13 protein-coding genes and 1 riboswitch are annotated in these 21759 nt (G+C 67.4%); of the genes, 12 read left to right on the forward strand and 1 reads right to left on the reverse strand.

Annotation, left to right across the window (positions count from 1 at the left end):
• Positions 1-106 precede the first annotated feature (106 nt).
• The 7 genes from KV697_RS13895 to KV697_RS13925 all read left to right on the forward strand — a co-directional run bounded on the left by KV697_RS13895 (position 107) and on the right by KV697_RS13925 (position 10832).
• On the forward strand, positions 107-1759 hold the full coding sequence (locus KV697_RS13895) for a glycoside hydrolase family 43 protein (protein ID WP_219018693.1): 1653 nt from the start codon (positions 107-109) through the stop codon (positions 1757-1759).
• 65 nt (positions 1760-1824) lie between these two features.
• Entirely contained in the window at positions 1825-2994 is a 1170-nt protein-coding gene (locus KV697_RS13900; protein WP_219018694.1) for a glycoside hydrolase family protein, read from the forward strand.
• A gap of 81 nt (positions 2995-3075) precedes the next feature.
• The gene (locus KV697_RS13905; RefSeq protein ID WP_219018695.1) at positions 3076-6012 is read left to right on the forward strand and encodes a glycoside hydrolase family 31 protein; all 2937 of its coding nucleotides are present in this window, start codon (positions 3076-3078) and stop codon (positions 6010-6012) included.
• A 71-nt stretch (positions 6013-6083) separates the two neighbouring features.
• A riboswitch (TPP riboswitch) is annotated at positions 6084-6193 on the forward strand.
• A 43-nt stretch (positions 6194-6236) separates the two neighbouring features.
• On the forward strand, positions 6237-8525 hold the full coding sequence (locus tag KV697_RS13910; RefSeq protein ID WP_257575344.1) for a TonB-dependent receptor: 2289 nt from the start codon (positions 6237-6239) through the stop codon (positions 8523-8525).
• A 2-nt stretch (positions 8526-8527) separates the two neighbouring features.
• Positions 8528-9676: a phosphotransferase enzyme family protein gene (locus KV697_RS13915; protein WP_257575345.1), complete on the forward strand. Its 1149-nt coding sequence runs from the start codon at positions 8528-8530 to the stop codon at positions 9674-9676.
• The gene (pnuC, locus tag KV697_RS13920) at positions 9673-10233 is read left to right on the forward strand and encodes a nicotinamide riboside transporter PnuC (RefSeq protein ID WP_219018697.1); all 561 of its coding nucleotides are present in this window, start codon (positions 9673-9675) and stop codon (positions 10231-10233) included. The genes KV697_RS13915 and pnuC overlap by 4 nt, the downstream gene beginning before the upstream one ends.
• Before the next feature lie 83 nt (positions 10234-10316).
• Positions 10317-10832 (forward strand): cupin domain-containing protein, encoded by a 516-nt coding sequence (locus KV697_RS13925; protein WP_219018698.1) that lies wholly within the window; start codon positions 10317-10319, stop codon positions 10830-10832.
• 188 nt (positions 10833-11020) lie between these two features.
• Here the strand turns inward: KV697_RS13925 and KV697_RS13930 are convergent, their stop codons facing one another.
• Complete coding sequence (locus tag KV697_RS13930) at positions 11021-11794, reverse strand: transporter (RefSeq protein WP_219018699.1); 774 nt, start codon at positions 11792-11794, stop codon at positions 11021-11023.
• 201 nt (positions 11795-11995) lie between these two features.
• Between KV697_RS13930 and KV697_RS13935 the strand changes: the two genes are divergently transcribed.
• The 5 genes from KV697_RS13935 to KV697_RS13955 all read left to right on the forward strand — a co-directional run bounded on the left by KV697_RS13935 (position 11996) and on the right by KV697_RS13955 (position 21503).
• Positions 11996-12151, forward strand: a complete 156-nt coding sequence (locus tag KV697_RS13935; RefSeq protein WP_219018700.1) for a hypothetical protein — start codon at positions 11996-11998, stop codon at positions 12149-12151.
• Positions 12152-13067: 916 nt separating this feature from the next.
• Positions 13068-15713 carry a S8 family serine peptidase gene (locus tag KV697_RS13940; RefSeq protein ID WP_219018701.1) on the forward strand — a complete coding sequence of 882 codons (2646 nt, stop codon included), beginning with the start codon at positions 13068-13070 and terminating at the stop codon, positions 15711-15713.
• A complete protein-coding gene (locus KV697_RS13945; RefSeq protein WP_219018702.1) occupies positions 15710-17515 on the forward strand; it encodes a trypsin-like serine peptidase in 1806 nt (601 codons plus the stop codon). The genes KV697_RS13940 and KV697_RS13945 overlap by 4 nt, the downstream gene beginning before the upstream one ends.
• The gene (locus KV697_RS13950) at positions 17512-20565 is read left to right on the forward strand and encodes an ATP-binding protein (RefSeq protein WP_219018703.1); all 3054 of its coding nucleotides are present in this window, start codon (positions 17512-17514) and stop codon (positions 20563-20565) included. The genes KV697_RS13945 and KV697_RS13950 overlap by 4 nt, the downstream gene beginning before the upstream one ends.
• Positions 20562-21503 carry a DNA/RNA non-specific endonuclease gene (locus KV697_RS13955; RefSeq protein ID WP_257575346.1) on the forward strand — a complete coding sequence of 314 codons (942 nt, stop codon included), beginning with the start codon at positions 20562-20564 and terminating at the stop codon, positions 21501-21503. Before KV697_RS13950 ends, KV697_RS13955 begins: the two co-directional genes overlap by 4 nt.
• Positions 21504-21759: the final 256 nt, after the last annotated feature.

The following is a 21759-nucleotide window of genomic DNA, read 5'->3' on the forward strand; positions in this document are numbered from 1 at the left end:
AAGGAGAGGGTGACGGGCGAACCTGTGGGTTCGGAGCGTGGGGCGCGCCATGGGTCATGGGCGGACTGCCTCTTTCCTCGTCGCCGGGCGGAAAGGGGCTGTGGGGATGACGGACGAAAAGGGCGGAGCGGATCGACGCTCGGTGCTGCTGGGGCTGTCGTCGCTGGGCGGCATGGCCTTTTATCCGGCGCAGGCCAGCCTGGGTGCGCCGCTCGCCCGCTCGCCGCTGCCGCGCTGGGGGGATCAGGGCGATGGCAGCTTCGTCAATCCGATCATCCCGGCCGACTATTCGGACCTCGACGCGATCCGGGTCGGCAACACCTATTACGCGATCAGCTCGACGCTCCACACCAGTCCGGCGATGGTCATCCTGCGCTCGGCCGACATGGTCAACTGGACGACGATCGGTCACGCCGTCCCCGATCTGGGTACGCTGGACGAAGCGGACATGAGCTGGCGGCGGATGAAGGGCTATGGCCGGGGCATGTGGGCCGGGGCGATCCGCCATCATGCCGGGCGCTTCTATATCTATTTCGCCACGCCCGACAGCGGGCTGTTCGTCACCACCGCAGAGCGTGCCGAAGGGCCGTGGTCGCCGCCTCTTTCGCTGCTGCACGAAGGGGGCTTCGACGATCCCTGCCCCTTCTGGGACACGGACGGCAGCGCCTGGCTGGTGATGACGCGCTTCGGCGCCGATCCGGTGACGGGCAAGCATTATGTCATCAGCCTGTATCGGATGAGTCCCGACGGCATGACGCTGGACCGCGCCTCGGCCATTCCCATCCAGAACTCGGACGGGTCGGAGGCGAACAAGCTCTACAAGTTCGGCAACACTTATTATCATTACTTCAGCGAGGTCAGGCCGGAGGGCCGCGTGCCGATGATGAAGCGCGCGACCAGCCTGCCGGGACTGGCGCAGGCCAAGGCGGTGCAGCTGGGCCATGTCGATGCGCCGGTCGACCGCGAGCCCAATCAGGGCGGGCTGCTCCAGGCGCCCGATGGCAAATGGTGGTTCCTGACCCATCAGGGGCATGGCGACTGGGAGGGGCGCGCCATGTGCCTGTTGCCGGTGACGTGGCGGGAGGGCTGGCCGATCATCGGGCGGCCCGGCCCGGACGGGATCGGCAACATGGTCTGGGAATCGCGCAAGCCGATCCCCTCCCGGCGCCCGCCGCTGCCCGATCTGTCGGATCGCTTCTCAGGAACCCTGAAGCCGGTTTGGGAGTGGAATCATGCTCCCCGGCACGACGCCTATAGCCTGACCGAGCGTCGCGGCTGGTTGCGGCTCAAGGCGTTTCAACCCGCCTATCCGGGCCTGCGCGGCGTCGGCAATGTGCTGAGCCAGCGATCCTGGCGCACGGCGGATAACCGGGCCAGCGTGGCCATCGACCTGTCGGGCATGGTCGACGGCCAGACGGCGGGGCTTTGCCACCTCTCGGCGGACGGGGCATGGATCGGCGTTCGCCAGCGGGGCACGCGCCGGTTCCTCTGTTTCGCGCTGGGCAACACCATCGAAGAGGGGCCGGAGGTCGAGGCGTCGTTGATCCGCCTCGCGACCCGCTGGACCCATGACGGCCGGGCGATCTTCGAGCAGGATGGCGGGCGCGGCGCGTTCCAGCGCTTCGGCGGCACCTATGATTTGCAATGGAAGGATTATCGGGGGGACCGTGTCGGCCTGTTCACCTTCCACGAAAGCGAGATGCGGGGCCATGCCGATTTCTCCGATTTCCAATACCGGATCGCGCCCCAGAATGGCTGATCGGCGACCGGACCTTGGCGCAAAGACCGCCGCAATGCGTGGGAGGATTTGAGATGCACCGGAATATGCGTTTGTCCCTGATGGGAAGCCTGGCGGCAGCGATGCTGTCGGTCGCCTCGGCGGCGGCGGCGCAGGGGGCGGCGCCCGCACCGGCGGCGAAGGCCGATCTGCCGGTGCTCGGTCCCAAGCCCTTCATCGACTATTTCAAGCCGATGCCGATCGTCCGCCCGCTCAGCCGTTCGGCCTGGGGCGCGGCGGAGGTAGGGCCGCGCGATCAGGGCAACGGCCTGGAAGACCCCAAGCTCGCCCAGTGGAATTACTGGGACGGCCCGGTCCTGAAGGGCAAGGACGGCAAATACCGCATGTTCGCCAGCCGCTGGCCGGAGGCGAAGGGGCATTGGGCCTGGACCAAGTCGCTCGCGGTCAGCGCGATCAGCGACAATCTCTACGGCCCCTATCGCGATCGCGGGCTGATGTGGCCGGAGAATATGGGCGGGCTGGGGCACAACATCATGCCGCTCAAGCTGCCCGATGGCCGCTATGCCGTCATCACCAGCGAAGTGCGGCCGGGCGAGGTGTTCATGTCCGAGTCGATCGACGGGCCATGGCGCTCGCTGGGCAAGCTGACCGTCGACCAGAGCGAGCATCGCTCGGTCTTCACCGCCACCGACGAGCCGGAAAAGGGGCCGGAGCCGAAGCCTTGGGCCGCCTCCAACGTCAGCATCATTCCGCGCCCCGATGGCGGGTTCGAGATGGTGCAGCGCTCGGGCCAGATCCTCATCAGCCGCTCGGGCGTGCTCGGGCCGTACAAGGTCATGGGGCGGAGCATCTTCATCGGCCTGCCCGGCCTGCCGCAGGACAGTCTGGGCAAGCTGGAAGACCCGGTCATCTGGCATAGCGGCGGCTGGTATCACATGCTGGTCAACCATTGGGAGGATCGCCGCGCCTATCACCTGATCTCGCGCGACGGCATCACCGGCTGGCGCTTCCAGGGGCTGGCCTATGAGCCGGGGGCGGACTTCCTGCGCTATACGGACGGCACGGTGAACCACTGGAACAAGCTGGAGCGCCCGGCCGTGTATATGGAAAACGGCCATGTGAAGGCGATCACCTTCTCGGTGATCGACACCTCCAAGGAATCGCAGACCGGCAGCAACGGCCATGGCAGCAAGGTGATCGTCGTACCCTTCGACGGCGCGGGCATGGACCGCGACCTGGCGAAGCTGCCACGATAAGTTCGCACATGACGGCGGCGGGGATCGGAACCCCGCCGCCGATGAAAGACGACAAGCGGGAGGATCAGGGTGAGGCACGGGATGCATCGGGCGGCATTGGCCATCGGCGTGGCGCTGGCGGGGCTGACGGCGGGGGCGACTGCCAGCGCCATGCCGGTGGCGGCGGCGCAGGAGCTGCCGACCGGGCTCGACGCCCATGGCCACCCGCAGGCCGTCGCGCCCATCCCGGCGCAGGGCTTCGCCTATACCCGGTTGCGCAACGGCGTGCAGGTCCGGGTGGCGGGCGTCGCCAAGACGATCCTGTTCTACGGCCCGTCGACGGTGCGGGTGAACACCAATCGCGGCCGCAACTACTGGACCGCCAGGAGCATCGTCGTCGTCGCGCCGCCCGCCGACATCGCCTTTCGCGTGACCGACGGCGCGCAGGCGCTGGAGATGGCGAGTGCCGCGCTGCGTGTCTCGGTCGACAAGACGACCGGCGCGGTCAGTTTCTTCGATGGTGCCGGCCACCCCTATACCAGCGAGGACCGTACCGCGCCGCAGAGCGTCAAGCCGATCACCAGCGCCAAGGAGCCCAGCTATGAGGTCGAGAACCGTTTCCGCCTGACGCCGGACGAGGCGATCTATGGCTTCGGCTTTACCGACGACGGTACGATCAACCGGCGCGGCGCGAACCTCGATCTTGTGCAGACCAATATCGGCATCATCATCCCGGTCATGGTGTCCAACCGGCGTTACGGCGTGATGTGGGACACCTATTCGCACATGCGCTTCGCCGACGATGCCAACGGCGCGCGGCTCTGGGCGGAGGATGCGCCGGGCGGGGTCGATTACTACTTCATGGGCGCCGATACGATGGACGGCGTGGTCCAGGCCTATCGCAAGCTGACCGGCGACGCGCCCATGTATCCCAGACAGGCCTTCGGCCTGTTCATGAGCAAGGAGCGCTACCCGACCCAGGACCGGCTGGTTCAGGTGGCCGAGACGTTCCGCCGCGAACGCTTCCCGCTCGATTACATCGTCCAGGACTGGCAATATTGGGGCGGCAACGACGGCAGCTGGAGCGGGATGACGTGGGACAAGACCCGCTTTCCCGATCCGGCCGGCACGATCGCCAGGATCCACGACCTGCACATGAAGCTGATGGTGTCGATCTGGCCCTCGGTCGGCAACGACACCGCGCTCGGCAAGGAACTGGACCAGCACAGCCTGCGCTTCGCGCCGCTCCACTGGATATCCAAGCAGGCGCGGGTCTATGACGCGTTCAGCCCGCTGGGGCGGCAGATCTATTTCAAATATGCCAAGTCCGGCCTGCTCGACAAAGGCGTCGACGCGCTGTGGATGGACGGGACCGAGGTCGAGGTCAGCACCGCGATGCACGATGCACGCGCGGCGGTCGACGACATCAAGTCGCTGGGCCGCAACGCGCTGGGCGATTTCTCGCGCTATCTGAACGCCTATACGCTGATGACGACGCTGGGCACCTATGAGGGGCAGCGGGCGACCAGCGACAGGCGCGCGCTGACTCTGACCCGATCGGCCTGGGCGGGGGCGCAGCGGACGGCGGCGACCTCCTGGTCGGGGGATACCCAAGCTAGCTGGGAAACGCTGCGCCACCAGATCGCGGGCGGGGTGAACGTGACCGTCACCGGCAACCCTTATTGGACGCAGGACACCGGCGGCTTCTTCGTCAACGGCTATAGCGGCGGCGAGAAGAACCCGGCTTACCGCGAGCTGTTCGCCCGCTGGTTCCAATATGCGGTGTTCAACCCGCTGATGCGCGTCCACGGAACCAGCATCGAGCGCGAACCCTATATCTTCAAGTCGCTCGACCCGCAGATGTACGGCTCGCTGCTGGACGCGGTGAACCTGCGCTACCGGCTGCTGCCCTATATCTATGGGCTGGGCTGGCAGGTGACGGCGGGCGGCTATACGATGATGCGGCCGCTGGCGATGGACTTTCCCGACGATGCGCGGGTCCATGGGCTGAACGACAGCTTCATGTTCGGCGGCTCGCTGCTGGTCCATCCGGTCACGCGCGCCATGTATCATGTCGAGCCGGAACCCGCCGCCACCGTACCCGCATCCGCGCTGTTCACGGCCGACGGCAAGCCGGGTCTGGCGGGCCAGTATTTCGAGGGGCGGAACTTCGACAAGCCCGCTGGCCGCGTCGTCGACACGGTGATCGACAAGCGTTGGCCGCAGCCGCCGCTGCAGCCGATGCCGCCGGGGCTGAAGAGCTTGAACGACTTCTCCGCGCGCTGGGACGGCGTGCTGGAGGCGCCGGAGGACGGCGAATATGAGCTGGGCCTGCAGGGTGATGACGGCGTCCGCCTGTTCGTCGATGGCCGCAAGCTGGTCGAGGATTGGGAGAGCGGGGCGTCGCGCTATCACGGCGCGAAGGTGACGCTGCGCAAAGGGCAGCGCGTGCCGATCCGCATCGAATATTATCAGGGCGACGGCGACCGCGACCTGCGCTTCGCCTGGCGCACTCCCGACGAACTGCGCCGCGCCGCTGCGAAGGCGGGCGAGGCGCCGAAGTTGGCGGTGCGGACCTATCTGCCCGCGGGCAACGACTGGTACGATTTCTGGACCAACCAGCGTCTGGCGGGCGGCACCGAGACGTCGCGCGACGTGCCGCTCGACATCATGCCGCTATACGTCCGGGCGGGCGCGATCCTGCCGCTGGGGCCGCTCCAGCAATATGCGACCGAAAAGCCCGACGCGCTGTACGAAATCCGCGTCTATCCCGGCGCGAACGGTCGCTTCACCGTCTATGAGGACGATAACGAGACCTATGCCTATGAAAAGGGCGCCCGCGCGACCTACGACCTGAGCTGGGACGACGCCCGCCGCACCCTGACCATCGGTACGCGCCGGGGGAGCTTCCCCGGCATGGTGTCGACGCGCCGGTTGAACATCGTCGTCGTCAAGCCCGGCACCCCCGGCGGTATCGCCGACCTGCCCGCCGCGCGGACCGTCACCTACACCGGCAAGCCCGTCCGCCTCGTCTTTTGACGCGGGGGCGGGCGGGGCGGCTTCCCTCGTTCACGATAACCATTTGCAGCCACCGCATAACCGCCTAGACGACGCCATCCCCGGGGGGCCGCTGACGCGCGGTTGAGAGGTGGGCAGCAGCCCATGACCCGCTGAACCTGATCCGGGTCATACCGGCGTAGGGAGGGTGGCGGTGCTTTCGTCGTCCCTCCGTGAAGTGGACGTGAAAGACGATGCCGGTTGTGATGTCTCGCAAGCATAAGATGGTGCGCTATGGCGCTTTGCTGCTGTCGGCCGCCTGGCCCGTGGCGGCGTCGGCGCAGCAAACCACCGACACGTCGGCCGATATTCGCGTGATCGGCCACCGCGATCCCGAAGGGCTGCTGCCCGACCAGACCGAACCCAATGCGGTCAGCGAGGTCGCGACCGACTTCATCATCAAGCAGGCGCCGACCCAGAACGCGTTTCAGCTCGTCAACCTGCTGCCCGGCGCGACCGTCGCCTCCAGCGACCCTTACGGCCTGTCGACCAGTTCGAGCCTGACCCTGCGCGGGCTGGGGCAGGACGAGATCGGCGTGCTGATGGAGGGGGCGCCGCAGAACGATATCGGTTATTACTACGCCTATCCGTCGCAATTCGCCGACCCGGAAAATCTGCGCCGGATCGCGCTGTCGCCGGGATCGGTCAATATCGACGCGCCGACCGTCGTCGGCGCGGGTGGCCTGTTGTCGCTGACCCTCGACGATCCCAAGGCGAGGGGCCAAGTCCTCGCCGACCTCGCGCTCGGCTCTTATGATCTGCGCCGTGTCTTCGTCCGGGGCGATACGGGGGAGATCGGCAATAGCGGGCTGAAGGCGTTCCTGTCCTATTCCAACACCCGCGCGGACAATTGGCGGGGCGCGGGCTTCGACACGCGCCAGCATATCGACGCCAAGCTGCTGCGCGAATGGGGCAATGGCAATCGCGCCAGCCTGGCGCTGTCCTATAACGACGCCAATTCCTCCAGCTATCCCAGCCCGACGCTGGCCGAGTGGCAGGCGGAAGGACGCGGGTTCAATTACGACGCGCGCTACACGCCGGGCGACACCAATTACTGGCGCCTGTACCGCGCGCCGTTCCGTAACCTCTATGCCTCGGCGCCGGTGCATCTGGTGCTGGACGACCGGCTGACGTTCGACGGCACCAGCTATCTCCAGTTCGGCTATGGCAATTCGCCTTATGGCACCCAGCTGGCGACCACCGGCAACTTCCTGGGTAATGAGGAATTGGCCGAGCCGATCGCGCTGCCCGGCGCGGTGGACGGCGTGGCGACGGTGCTGGGCAACTATACCGGCGACCAGATGCGCCTGGGGCAGGTCGCCAAGCTGACCTTGCAGGCGGGCATCCACCGGCTGACGGCCGGGCTGTGGTTCGATTACGGCACCGACCGGGTGACGCAGACCTATACCTCGGTCGATGCCGATGGCCGTCCCGCCGACCGCTGGGGCTATCGTGCCCGTGCGATCCGCACCGCCGATGGCCGCCTGCTCGCCTATGAGAACCAGCGCACCGTCACCGTGACGAAGAGCGTCTTCGTGGCCGACAGCATCGCGCTGACCCCGCGCCTGACGGTCGATGTCGGGTTCAAGGGCGTCAATCTGCTGCGCAACGGCCGCAACTATCTGCCGGGGCCGCAAAGCGCGGTTCGCCGCGACAGCTTCGTCGCCCTGCCGCGCGCCGCCGTTCATTATGCGATCGACGACCGGCAGCAGCTGTTCGCCAACATCACCACCAATTTCCGCACGCCCAACGAGTTCACGCTGTACGACAGCTATTATGGCGGTGTCGTCACGACGCGCGGCACGGATGCGCTGAAGAACGAATATTCGCTCTCGCAGGAGCTGGGCTATCGCTATATCGGCCCCAGCCTGTCGGCGTCCGTCACCGGCTTCCACTACAAATTCCGCAACCGCCAGCTGGCGACCGTGGTCGACAATGGCGGTGCGCTGGTCAATTCGACGTTGAATGCCGGGGGGCAGACCTCTTACGGCGTCGATGGAGAGATCGACTATCGTCCCGCCAAGGGCGTCAGCGTCTATGTCTCGGGCGAGTATCTGCGCGCGCGGATCGACGACGACCTGCCGGTGGGGGCGGACTTCCTGCCGACGCGGGGCAAGCGCGCGGTGTCCAGCCCGACGTTCCAGATCGGCGGCGGCGGCACCTATGACGATGGGCTGTTGTTCGGCAGCATCGCGGGCAAATATGTCGGCCGCCAATATGCGACCTTCATGAATGACGAGAGCATCAGGGGCTATGCCACGCTGGATCTGGCGATCGGTGTCCATCTGGCCGACTGGCTCGACGGCAAGCGGACCGACCTGCGGCTCAACGCGATCAACGTCACCGACCCGCATGTCCTGTCGGGCGTTCAGGCGGTGACGACCAATGCCCGCGACACGATCGGGAGCGGCGGTACAGTCATCGCGGGCAATGCCCCGGCCTATTATATCGGCGGCGGCGCGGCGGTGGTCGCCACCCTGTCGCGCGCCTTCTGACCATGAGCGATCCGGGCGGCGAGCATCGCGTCCACGGCATGGGGCTGGCGCTGGAGGCGCCCACCTGGCCCGCGATCACGCCCGACGAAGCGGCGGCGGTGCTGGCGCGCTTTCCGGGCGCGGCCCCGATCGAGGCGCTGCACTGGCATTCGCCGCGTCCCTTTTCCGCCGCGACGCTGATCCATACGACCGGCGGCGCGCTGCTGTTGAAACGGCATGATCGCCGGGTGCGCGACCTAGCGGGGTTGGCGGAGGAGCATGGCTTCATCGCGCATCTGTCGGCCGCCGGAATGCCGGTGCCCGAGCTGTGCCGCACGGCGGAGGGCGCGAGCGCGGTTGCTTTGGGCGAGTGGACCTATGAGCTTCACCGCCGGTCGGCCGGGGACGATCTGTATCGCGACCGGCTGTCCTGGACGCCGTTCCGCTCGTACGACCATGCCCATGCCGCCGGGCGCTCGCTCGCATCGCTGCACCGTGCCGCCCAAGGCTATGACGCACCGGCGCGCCGCGTACAGCCGCTGGTCGCCAGCTTCACCATCCTGCCCGCCGCCGATCCGCTGGCGGCGGTGCAAGCCTATGTCGATGCGCGTCCGGCGCTGGCGGCGTTCCTCGAAAAGCGATCCTGGTGGAGACATCTGGCCTCGCTGTTCGCCGCGTCGGGCGACGGGCTTGCGCCGCTTCTCGCCCGTCAACAGCCGCTGTGGACGCACAATGACTGGCACCCCTCCAACCTGCTCTGGGCGGCGGACGATACGGTCGAGACGGTGTTCGACTTCGGATTGTCCGACCGCACCTGTGCGGCATATGATCTGGCGACCGCGATCGAGCGGACCGCCTTTGCCTGGCTGGAGCTGGGGGAAGGGCGGGACGACCGCATTGCCGACCCCGCCGCCGCCTTGTCGCTGATCGCGGGCTACGAAGCGGTCAGCCCGCTGGACAGTCTCATGCGGGAGGCGGTCGTGCGGCTGCTGCCGCTGGTCCATATCGAGTTCGCCCTGTCCGAGATCGACTATTTCGCGGGGGTCGTCGGCGATTCGGACGCGGCTATACTGGCCTGGGACGGGTATCTTCTGGGCCATGCCGACTGGTTCCGGTCGGCGGCGGGGTGTGATTTCCTGGCGTCCTTACGCGCCGGACTGGGCCTGTCATGACGATGCTGGAGATCGCGGCGGTCGCGATCAGCTTTCTGGCGATCTGGCTGACGGCGCGGCGCAACGTCTGGTGCTGGCCGCTGAACCTCGTCGCCTGTGCGCTGTATTTCAAACTGTTCCTCGACGTGCGGCTCTATGCCGACATGGCGTTGCAGGCGGTGTTCGGCGTCGGCACCCTCTATGGCTGGATCGTCTGGAGCCGCGACAGGAACGCCACCGGCACGGTCGTCGTAACGCCGCTGACCTGCCCCAAGGCCGTGGCGGGGCTGATCGTCGGCGCGCTGGGAGCGCTGGCGATCGGGTGGTTCACCAGCCGCCATACCGATGCGGCGCTGCCATGGCTGGACGCGACGCTCAGCAGCTTCAGCCTCGTCGCGCAATATTGGACGGCACGGCGGCACCGCGAGAACTGGCTGCTCTGGATCGCGGTCGATATCGTTTATGTCGGGATGTTCGCCTTCAAGGGGCTTTTGCCGACCGCCGGACTGTATGCGGTGATGATCGGGCTTGCCTGGCTGGGCTATCGCGATTGGCGGCGGGCCGTGCCGCGCGATTGACGGGCACGGCCTTATCCATTGGGCGGGTTGCCGCGATCCTCGGCGAGTGCAACAACCATCTCCCAACAGGGAGAGGTCGTAAGATGCGGATATCGATCAGGAAAATCGCGTTCGCCGTGGCGGCGCTACTGACCGGCGCGGTCGCGCAGTCGAGTGTCGCGCGCGCCGCTTCGGACACCAGCGATTTCGCAAGCGCCGATCAGGTCCGCGCGCAGGTAACAGCGATGCTGGCCGAGATGAAGCCGAATCAGGGCTTCGCATGGCGTCCGCTGGTCCGCGACGGGCCGCGCGTCGCGGCGATCGAAATCTGGAAGAAGCCCGGCCGCCCCGCCGTCCATCCGGCGGAGGCCGAATATGCCATCGTGCTAGAAGGCGCGGGAACCCTGATTTCGGGCGGCACCCTGGTCGCGCCCGTGACGCGCCGCGCCGATCTGGTCGAGGGAGAGCGGATCGAGGGCGGCACCACGCGCCCGCTCCGCCCCGGCGACGTGCTGCTCCTGCCGGCGGGCGTGCCGCACTGGTTCGGGATCACGGGCGATCGTCTGGTCCTGTTGGGCACGAAGCTGCCCGCCGACGGACCGCCGCGCCCCCAGGGCTGATCGACATTCATTTGATTCCTCCCCTCTAAGGGGAGGTGGCAGGGCGAAGCCCTGACGGAGGGGTGTCCTGCGGGAAGAGGTTGGTCAACGACCGCCACCGGTGACACCCCTCCACCATCCTACGGATGGTCCCCCTCCCCTTGCAGGGGGGGAATGAGGTCGGGATGGTCCGAATGTCGATCGCGCCCCTAGAAAAGTATGGCGCCGCCGGTGACGAGGCGCAGGGCGGGCGACGCCGGATTGAGTCCGGCCGCCGCCAGGATGTCGAGCTGCACGACCTTGGTCGGCCGCCACGCCGCCGACAGCGCGGCCAGCGCCATCGTCTCATGCTGATCGGGTTCGTCGTCGCGCTCCAGCGACAGTTCGGCGGTGGCGGTGACCTGATCGGTGAATTTGTAACGCAGGCCGGTAATCTCGCTATAGGCCAGGTGCCGACCCATGCCCGACTGGTTGGCGGCCGCGTCCGCTTCCCCCGTCACGGCGATCGCGACCTTTTCCGTCAGGTCGTACTGGACGGGCACGATGATCCCCGTCGACCACGTCCCGGCGCCGACCGGGTAGCGCCCCGTCGCAGCGGTGACAAACGCCTGTACGCCCGCCGAAAAGGCCTTGCCCTTCGCACCGGCCAAATGCTGGCGGATCGCGAAGGTCATGTCGCCCGTGCCGGTCACAGTGTCGACAGTGTCGCTGGCCTTGTCGCGGGTCCGGTCGCGACCATAGCCGACCCAGTCGAACTGGATTTCGGTGTTCTTGCCGACCCCGACCCGCGTGAGGATGTCGGCCGTGACGATACGGTCCTCGCGCTGGCTGGATTGATCGTCACGCTGCCAGTCCAGGGTGGATGCCTCGACATGGACGCGTCCCGGTTCGGTCGTGCAGCTCGATCCGCCGATGCTGGGCCGGGTCGGGCAGAAGCGCGGCTCATCCTCCGCCAGGGCAGGCGCACCGATCGTCAGAGCCATGGCGCTCAGCGCCCACCCCAAAGCCTTCACCGTCGATGCCCCCGTAATCCCGTGATCTGAACGTCTTGCATCGGTTTCGCTCGACGATGCAACGGTAAAGCGATCGACGGCCGCGCCTGTGCCGAGCGGCAGTGGCCGTACGCGGGCTGGTCGATGCCGAGTTCCGTAGGCGCCGCCCGGATGGCGGCTGGCACTGGACCAATGTCCGCGCCGCTCCCGCGCGGCGTCCCGTTCCTGTTCACCACCGGCTATGACGGCTCGGCGATCCCTGAGCGGTTCCGGGATGTCATGCGATGCGAAAAACCGATCGGCATCCGGCTGATAACGCAGGCCATAGGATGCGTCGTCCGCGCGTGATGTCGGCCGGTGGGGGCGAAGAGGCGCGGGGGGATCGTCTGCCGAAACGGGGCTGCCCCCGAGGGGGATCATTCAGTCTGTTGAAATGACGACGGCCCTTAAAAGCCGCTCAGGTGGCAACCGTGAAATCAATCAGTTAGGTTGCTCGATGCGACTTTGAAGCAATCATAGGCCGCCCACATTGCTACTTAAAGGTAGTGCTAAAGCCAAATCGAAAGAGGAGGACTACGTTAACCCCCTTTAGCGGAAGTTTTTGGTGGAAACCGGAATGGCAGTTTTCGGGCTGCGCGGAGCGTAAAATGCCGTTCGTTCAAGTCGCAGGGCTGCGGTCTTGCCAGCCGATACGGGGGAAAGCGGAATCATCGCTTGTAGTTCATGAGACCGCAGCGGGCCGAAGCGACAGCCGCTAGCATCGGAGCCAGCCGTACAGACCTGATCGAAAAAAAGCGAAGGAGGCATCGGCAACGCGATATCATCCGAGAACCAACCAGTGCGCGCCCGATGCACTTAGTTGCGTCGAGAGGCAGCCATTTCATCAACTCATGGCTGCGATGCAAAGCACGACGGTCATGTTTGCATCAAGCGTGCCGATGGCCTGAGCGGCTGATAACAGTGCGGGGATGACGACCTTGGTCTGTTAGACACCGTCGCGTAGCTGCACCACCCTGAGCTTGCGTACTTGCAGGCGTCCTCTTCTTGGGCGATGCTCCGTCCCGCGCTGATCGGGTTTGGCTGCTGGCTACTGCCGAGCCGAGTCCCGTTGCGCGGGGGCAGGGGAGTTATGCTGGACGCGCTAGAACTTTTGCGAACGTTCGCTACCGCCGGTGCAAGTACTCCCGACGATGCGCTGCCTCCTGCAGAGATTAGGTTTGTGCTCGAGGCGCTGGGGCCCTTGGATGCGGAGGGTTCCCGCGGCATGCTCGCAGAGCGTCTGCCCGCCAACTCGTTCAGAATTGATCCTTTTGAGGCGCCGCTAGAGCGGTTCGCTACGCTGCGGCTGCCCGGCGCGGAGCGGACGCTCGACGCTCGGACCCTCTACGCGATTTCCTACGCGCTCTGCGACCAGCTCGGACTCGTGAGCGTCGAGCCCGACGTGGGAGCTCCGATCTACGGCAATGGTCCTGCCGAGCCTAGTTTGCTCGAGGCGACGCGCATCGGCGAGGCGCTGTGCTGGGTGACGTCGGCCCCGCCCGCCGACCGGCTCTGGGCTCTGCGCAGGAGCGGGATTGTCGATGCATGGACCCGCGCCGAGGGGGCGGGTGTGCTTGTCGCGCAGCCCGACAGTGGGATTGCGAAGCACGCGGAGCTCGGCGCGGCCATGTTCAGGCTCGACCTTGCCGCCAACTTCGTCGAGGGTGGATGTGATCCGACCGATCCGCTGAATCCGGGCACGGCCAATCCGGGGCATGGTTCCGGCACTGCCAGCGTGCTCGCGAGCCGGCGCGCGGGAATGCTCTCGGGCGCCGCTCCGGCCGCCTCCGTGATCCCGATCCGCTGCCTTCAGGACGTCAAAGTGTTCGACGCCGCTCCGGTGACGCGCGCCATCCTGCGCGCAGTCGAGGTGGGCGCGCACGTCATTTCCATGAGCCTCGGCGGCATCCCGAGCCGCGCAATGCACGCGGCCATCCGCCACGCTGTCGATCGTGACGTGCTCGTCGTCGCGGCTGCCGGCAACTGCGTGCGGACCGTCATCTGGCCGGCCCGCTATCCGGAGGTGGTTGCCGTTGCAGGCAGCAACGATGCCGACGGCGAGTGGAAGGGCAGCAGCCGCGGTTCGGCGGTGGACGTGACGGCCCCCGCTGAGCTGGTGTGGCGAGCCGCGAGGTCGCGGGCCGAGGACCCGCTCGACGCGATCGGCCCCGGTCAGGGAACCTCCTTCGCGACGGCGCTGACTGCGGGCGCGGCCGCGCTCTGGCTTTCCGCCCATGGTCGCGACGCCGTGCTCGCCGAAGCGCGGAGCCGAGGCGTCCGGGCCCAACATCTGTTCCGTGCCGCGCTGAGGGCGAGTAGCCGCACGCCCGACGGCTGGGACGTCGAGAACTTCGGTCCCGGCATCCTAGACGCAGGTCGGCTCGTCGACATCGCTCTTTCCGAACTGCCTGCCGGTGCTGCCGAGTCGGCCCTCCTGCGCGACTCGGTTGCCGCCTTCATCGACGAAGAAGTGGGGCCGGGTGCAGTACCGCCGGATCTCGACTGGCCGCGCTATCAGGCCGAGATCGCCAACATCGCGCTGACACAGGCGAGGCTGGGCTTCGCGCCAGCCGACGTCGCGGCCGAGGTGAAGTGGGCGGGTACGCGTCCCTCGCCGGAGCTATCCGCGGCGCTGCGACGCACTGGGGACTCGCGCCTCGCCCGCTTCGGCGAGCTCGAGGGGGTCGCGGTCGCGCGGCCGCCCACGGGTTCGCCCGTCGTCTTGCCCGAGCGCGTTCTGTGGCTGCCGCGGGCCTCGCAAGTTGAGGGCGCTGGGGCGGTGATGGGCGGCACGGAAGCGACGAACCGGTCGAGGCGCCTGACCGTCCTCCGCGAGCTCGAGAGCCTGATCGGCGTAGCGGAGGCGGCCCGCACCGTAGATGCGGAGATCCTCTCCGGCGCAGAGGAGGCCGTCGAGGCGTTGGCGTCCGGCGCTCCCCTGCCCACCGATCGAGCCCGATTTGGCCTCGAGGCGCTCATCCTGCTCAAAGGACGGCCGGCGCTTCGCGTGCGTGACGGCACGCTAGATCTTAAGGATCCGAGGGTGGCGGAATGGCGCGACCGCCTGCGAGTTGCGCTCTCTGCAGGCGTCATCGAGCCTCATCTCGGGCGGGTGGGTCGGATTGATGCCGATGGCGCGCACATCGGCACGGGTTTTGTCGTCGGCGACGGGCTCGTCCTCACGAACCGTCATGTCCTCCAAGCGTTCGCGGCTCCGATCCCGAGGCGCAACGATCCGGCGCGTTGGCGCCTGCTGTCGGACGACGTCACGATCGACTTCGCTGAGCGTCCGAGCTCGCAGACGGCAGCCTCACGCTTCCGGGTGGTCGACGTAATCGGCGCAGGTTCGCGGGAGATCGACCCCGAGGTCCTGGACCTAGGGTTGATCGACGCGGCGCTCCTCGCGGTGGAAACAGTGAACGTGGCGAAGACGCCGCTCCCCGCTCCCGGGTGCCTCGACCAGGCGGTCGAGAGCGCCGACCGCGCTCGGGAGGTGCTCGTTGTGGGCTATCCCGCGCGGCCGAGCTCCTTACCGGTGACCGCAACCAATGACGTCGACGCCGAAGTCGTTGCACGTCTCGCTGAGCTGTTTGGCGCCGATTACGGGACGAAGTACGCGGCGCCGGGAAGCATCACCGCTTCCCCGGGTGGGGTGACCGCAGACCCCATCGGCCACGTCTTCCTGCACGACGCCACGACGCTCGTCGGCAACTCCGGGTCGGCGATCCTGTCGCTCAATGCACCCCAGGACTTTATGGGACTGCACTTCGGTGGTCTCTGGCGGCGTCAGAACTACGCCCATGCGATCCCGCGCATGCGCGGCTGGGACGTGTTCGGCCGGGCTTCCGTCCAATGGTCCCCAGCGCCGTGACGCAGCCGACTGACGATGAGATCGCTGGGCTGGCCTCCGGCGTGATCCTCGCACGAGGGGACTACGAGCGCGTGTTCAACGAGGCCCGCGGTGGCCGCTCGCTCCCCTTCAAGGTGCTCGCCCTCATGGCCCCGGGACGGTCGGCCGTGGAAGTCACCATGCTCCGCGCCCGCGACGACGGATGGTTCGGCGACCTGGCCGAGCGGCTCTCAGTGGCAGGGGCCTTCGCCGATCCTGATCCCGAGGACGCTAAACCGGCAGCGCATGTCCAGCTCCAAGGCATTGTCGACGAGCGGCTCGGCATGCTGGTGCAGGAAAAGATGCACCGCGGCGGCATTGCGGCCCGCAAGCGCGTCTGTCGGATCTCGCTCGCGACCGATCCGCCGGTCCATGGCACGGGCTTCCTCGTCGGTCCGCAGGCGGTCCTCACGGCGAGGCACGTCGTCGAGCGCCTGCTTGGCGGCGACGGCCAGCCGGCGAGGGGATCCGACCGCCTGATCTCGGTCAACTTCGATGCCGTAGGGCGCTATAACCGGCCGATGGTCTGCGGCGTGATGACGCAGTGGCTTATCGCCAGCAGCCCCAAGCACGACGCGGAGGACACCGGCTCGTCCGCCTCCGCACTGGACCTGCTTGACGCGGATGAGTTTCGGGACCGGCTCGACTACGCCGTCCTCCGGCTGGATCGTGTCGTGGGCAGGGAGCGCGGCTTCTACAGCCTCGGCGCGTCGCGGGTGCCATGCGTCGATGCCGAGCGTAGCGCGATCAACCTCTACCAGCATCCCGCCGGCGATGTGATGCACTACGCGGCGGGCTTCGGCCAGTCGCTGTGGCCTGGGACGGTCCGCACCCGCCTGAGGCATACCGCCGCCTCAATCCCGGGGTCTTCCGGTGGGTTGATCGTGGATCGCGCGTTCGAGGTAGTAGCGATGCACCAATGCACGTTCCTCGACGACGACGGCAAGCCGCTTGTGAATGGCGCCATCCCGACCGCTTCCATCGCGGCGCGCCGGGACAAGGTTGAGAACGTCGTAGGTGTGCTCGACCCTGTGTGGCGCATCCCTGTCACGGGAGAGCCGGTGGTGGGCCGGGACGGCTTCCAGTCCGCCGTCAACGCCATGCTGACCGGACCTGCGCGCATCGTGTGCGTGCGGGGCGCCGTCGATGCGGACCTCGCCTTCACGAAAGTATTGCTGCGTGGGCTGCTCGACGAGGTGAGTAATCTCATCGTCACGTTCAGCGCGGCCGACTTGCCGCTCGACGCACCGCGCCTTGCAAACGTGCTGCTCGAGCGGACTGCCGGTGCGGGCAGCACCTACGGCCTGCCTCAGCTGCAGGAGGCGGACACAGCGCTAGAGGCATGGCTGCGCGACCACTTGGTGCCCGGCCTCATTTCCGCCTTGCGTGCCGCAGCTGGCAACCGCACCCTCTGGCTCGTGGTCGAGGACCTGGACGCTCATCCGATACGGGAGGGCACGGCTGCGCGGCTGCTGGAGCGCCTCTACGCCGAGGTCGGGGCGGGCGACTTCATGCGCCTGGTGCTGGTCGGCCAGCGCTCGCTGCCGCTTGGGGCTCAGCCCGGCGCCGTGATCTTCGACGATGTGCCTGCGTTCGACCGCGCCGCGGTCACCGACTACGTCGCTCGCCGTTCGACCGAATTGGACGAGGATCGCGACATGGCGGAGCTCGAGCGCGAGGCGCGGCTGATCCTTAACGCGGCGAAGGCCAAGCCGATGCCCCTCGCGCGGGCGATCGCTGTCGCCATCTCCGAAGTCTACGCCCAATCGGAGCCATTGCAGTGACGGCGGTCGAGCTTCCTCTCGGCGGGCCTGCGCTCGAGCTGTTGGGCGACGTGACGGCTCGCGCAGCGCTCCGCGGCCCGTTCGATCCGCTCGAGCTGGTCGGAGACTTAGGAGACCCGCGCGTCGTCGACGTCCTCGGAGCGCTCAGCGCCGATTGCGTGGAAGTCGTCGGCGACGACGCGGTGAAGTGGGAACTGACCGCCGACGCCCGTCAGCGGGCGCTCTCCTCCATGGCGATGGGTCCCTTGGGGCTGAGCGCGGTCGCCGAACGCATCGAGCCGGTGGACGCGTTCAGCCGCTACCTTCGGAAGGCGCTGAGGGGCGATCTAAACCCGTCCATCGGCCGGCTCGAGGCCGAGGCGCTCGAGGCAGCCCGCAAGGCCATGCAGTTCGCGGCCCCGTTCCTCGACCGAGCAAGGGCTGCCTGGGAGGTCGACTCGGTGCTCGCCGTTCGTACGGCCGAAGCGGAGCGCGCGATTCTGTCCTCGGGTCCGCTGATCGGGCGCGACTGGCACCTGCGCAATCTGCGGACGCTCGCCCGCTCGGCGCTCGAGGACGTCGATCAATCCGCAATCGCGTGGGCGGCAGTGGTCACCGGCGAGCCCGGTGTCGGCAAGTCGGCCCTGCTGGCCGAGTTCTCGCGCCTCCACCGCAGCTACTTCGGCCCGGGCTTTCCATTGCTCTGGTTCGACTTCGACCGAGCGGCGCTCTCGACCCCGACGCCGCAGGTTCTCCTTGAAGAGCTCGCGCGGCAGATCGGCTTCGCGGTGCCTTACGCCCGGTGGGCGGTTGACGCGTTCCTCGACCAGCCCGGTGTTGACGACGAGCGCTCTGATGGCTTGCTTGAAAGCCAGAGTCTGGAGGCGGCGCGGGAGGCGGTCCTCTGGTCGCGCTGGCGTGCCACTGTCGGGCAGGCGTTGGACGATGTCCCGCTGCTGCTGGTGTTCGACACGCTGGAAGAGGTGCTCGTCCATCGGGATGGCCGGGCCGAGCAACTCGCCGCTTGGCTGCGGGCGCTCTTCGGCGAGTCCGGCATGCGCAGGGTGCGGATGGTGCTCGCCGGCCGCACCGACGAGGGGCAGCTATCCGCGCTGCTCGGTGCGGGTTCGAGGAACCTCCCGCTGGCCGAACTCAAGCCTGCGCCGGCGGCGAGACTCCTGCGGGACCTGCTGTGGTCGGCCCGGGTCGAGACGGCGTCCATCCCGGTCGACGCCCTGGTCGAGCGGTACGGTGGCAACCCGCTCACTCTCAAAATGATTGCGCGCTACGTCGCGGCCGAGGGGGCTGACGGGGCCGGCGAGTTGCTGGTGGACGTCGGTGAGCGACGGTTCGCGAGCGTGATTGCCCAGACCGTGCTCTACACGAGGATCCTCCGCCGGATCCGGACCTCCGACCCAGACCTCGAGAAGGTAGCCTATCCAGGGCTCGTCCTGCGGCGGGTTACGCCGGATCTCATCCGACACGTGCTGGCCGGACCATGCGGGCTCGGCGACGTGGACGAGGCGCGCGCGAGTGCACTCTTCGGAGCGCTGAGCGAGCAGGTCTGGCTCGTCGACACGCGGCGCGAGCCGGGAGCGGTTCGTCACCGCCGGGAACTCCGGCGTCAGATGTTCCAGGCCATGATGGCGGGCCAGCCGGCGCTCTCCCTCGACATCCACAGGGCGGCCTCTGCCTACTACGAGGCGGGTGGCGACCGCGCGCTGACCGCCCGGGAGCAGCGCGCGGAGGGGATTTATCACCGCGCGTTCGTCCAGCCGGACGCCTTCGGCGAGGCGGATCTGGCGGAGTTGCGGACCATGATCGGCGAGGATGTCGCGGATCTTCCGGCGGAGCTGCGCGCGCGGATCAAGTTCATGTCCGACCGTGGGCTGGAGGTGGACGAGTTCGCCGCGCTGGCGCCAGACCTTCAGCGGGAGGTGGCGGTGGAGAGCGCCAGCCGGTCCCTGCGTCGCGGCGTGGACCCGGCCGGGGGCGCTGCGACTGGGCTGGCCTCTCGGCCGGTGGCGCTTCGTCCGGCAGACCCGGTGCCGAGCCTCGCAGCTGAGAAGGCCTATGGCGCAGGCGATCTCGATACGCTCGTCGCGCTCGGGACCCGTCTGGTTCAGGAGTTCGTCGATGAGTTCCTGCTGGACCGACGTCGCAGCCGCTCGCGGATGCCCGACGACTTCACGTCATTCGGCGTGTGGCGGGCGGCGATGGCGGCGTCTGGCCGCCGCGAGGCCGGCTGGATGCTGGACGCGCTCCGCGAGCATGCGTCGTCGCCTCACGTGGAATGGGCGGCGGCAATGAACCCGCATTCGAAGGAGTACTTCTCCCGTTCCGAGGCGGTGGATGCGCTTTTCCGCCTGCTAGGCGACGAGGATTCCCGGATGTCCATCTTCCAGCCGCGACAGACCCGGTCCCGTCCAGAAGTACGCACGACCCAGGCGCTTCGTCACGTGCAGCTTGGCGCCGGCTCGGTCGGACCGTCGTACATGCGGGTCGGCCTGCGGCTGCTGCGCTACCTCGATCCCGCGATGGTGGACGGTGTGGAGCGCCTCCGCGACCAGTCGCTCGCCGTCTTCGCGTCACCCGACCTTGTCGAGACGCTCGAGCGGTTACGGCAATTGGGCCGCGGTCGCGCCCCGACTCTTGCGGAGTACGCGCTCCGCGACGGCCAGAGGCTTGGACTGGATGTGCGTATCGCGGCCTTTCGGGATCCGGTGACGTCCGGACTGCTGCGTGGAATGACGCCGGAGCTGCACCAGCTCGTGCTGGTCTGCGCACGCGAGGCCGGTCGCGAGGCGCTCCTGTCGTTCGCCGCTCAGGCTGAGGCGGCGCCGGTCCTCTGGCCCGAGGAGCTCCGTCCGGACCGGCTCTCACGCTCGTTCTCCTCCGGCTTCGAGCGTTGGGCGGGCACCATGATCGAGGCGGCGGATCGTGCGGCCATGCTACCCGAGCTGCTCGCCGGGCTGGCCGAGCATGGAAACGCGCCGGAGCGCGCGCGGCGGGTCATGCACGTGCTCGACGCCTATGACCGGGTTCTGTTGGGAAAGAGGGGGACCAGATGACGTTCAGTGCACCGAGGCTCGCCGACATGCGCCGGCTTGGAGGGGTGGCCACGAGTGCGAGCGCCTCACTCGAGAGCGTGCTGGAGGCGCGCCAGCGCAAGCCGCGGGTGACCGATCCCGAGACGCTCAAGGAGCGGGTCGGCTACGTCGACGATTTCCTCGGCGAGTTCGTCGTTAAGTGGCCCGGGCTCGTTGGCGAGCGTGCGCAGGATCTTCTGCCGGTTGAGGGGGCGGACGACCGGCTTGATTACGAGCACTTCTCGGTGGCGATGTCTCGATCGCGCAGGATGGCGGTGTTCGTAGGCGTGAACATCGATGGCGCGAGTTCGGTCAAGATCGAGCGCGGGCAAGACAAGTGGGCCCTCGACGGGCGCATCGCGCCGGAGCGCCAGATCGGCGAGGAGCTATATGTCGACAACCTTCTCGACCGTGGACACCTGGTCCGGCGCGAGGACCCGAACTGGGGCGACACCGCCGCTACGGCGAACGAGGACACGTTCCACTTCACCAACTGCGCTCCGCAGATGGCCGCGTTCAACCAAAGGACGTGGCTAAGTCTGGAGAGCTACATTCTGGACAACACTAGGCGGTGGGCGGAGCGCGCCACGGTTTTCTCCGGACCGGTGTTCCGTGACGACGATAGAACCTATCGCGGTGTGCGCATACCTTCAGCGTTCTGGAAGGTCGTCGCATTCGTATCGGACGATGGGCGGCCGTCGGCGACCGCGTACATGATCGACCAGGCCCGCGAGCTTGGCAGCCTCGAGGCGACGTTTGGAGCGTTCCGCACATATCAGCGCAGCGTGCGGCACGTCGCGGAGCTGACGGGGATCGACTTTGCGGAGCTCTCGCGCTTCGACGGCTTCTCGAACGAGGAGCGTGCGACGGGAACCCACATCGAGGCAGTGCTGCAAAAACCGGAAGACGTCCGGGTCTGAGGCCGAGGCGGAAACCTTTCTTGCCCGCCTCATAACAGACCAAGACTTGGGCCTTGCAATCCGATCTACGGGCGGACCGGGTGCTGGAGATTGCTTCTACCCTGACGGGACTGTAAACCGGATTGAGGCCGATAGCACCCCGTTCGAAGAAGCTGGCTGGGGTTGTACGATGATCGCGGTAGTCGACTCGACTTGCGTGTGTCTCTCACAATCTTTTCAGATGGCGACACGGCTGCTTTCGGGTCGGAAAAGGCGC

Source organism: Sphingomonas sanguinis (assembly GCF_019297835.1).
Lineage (GTDB): Bacteria > Pseudomonadota > Alphaproteobacteria > Sphingomonadales > Sphingomonadaceae > Sphingomonas > Sphingomonas sanguinis_D.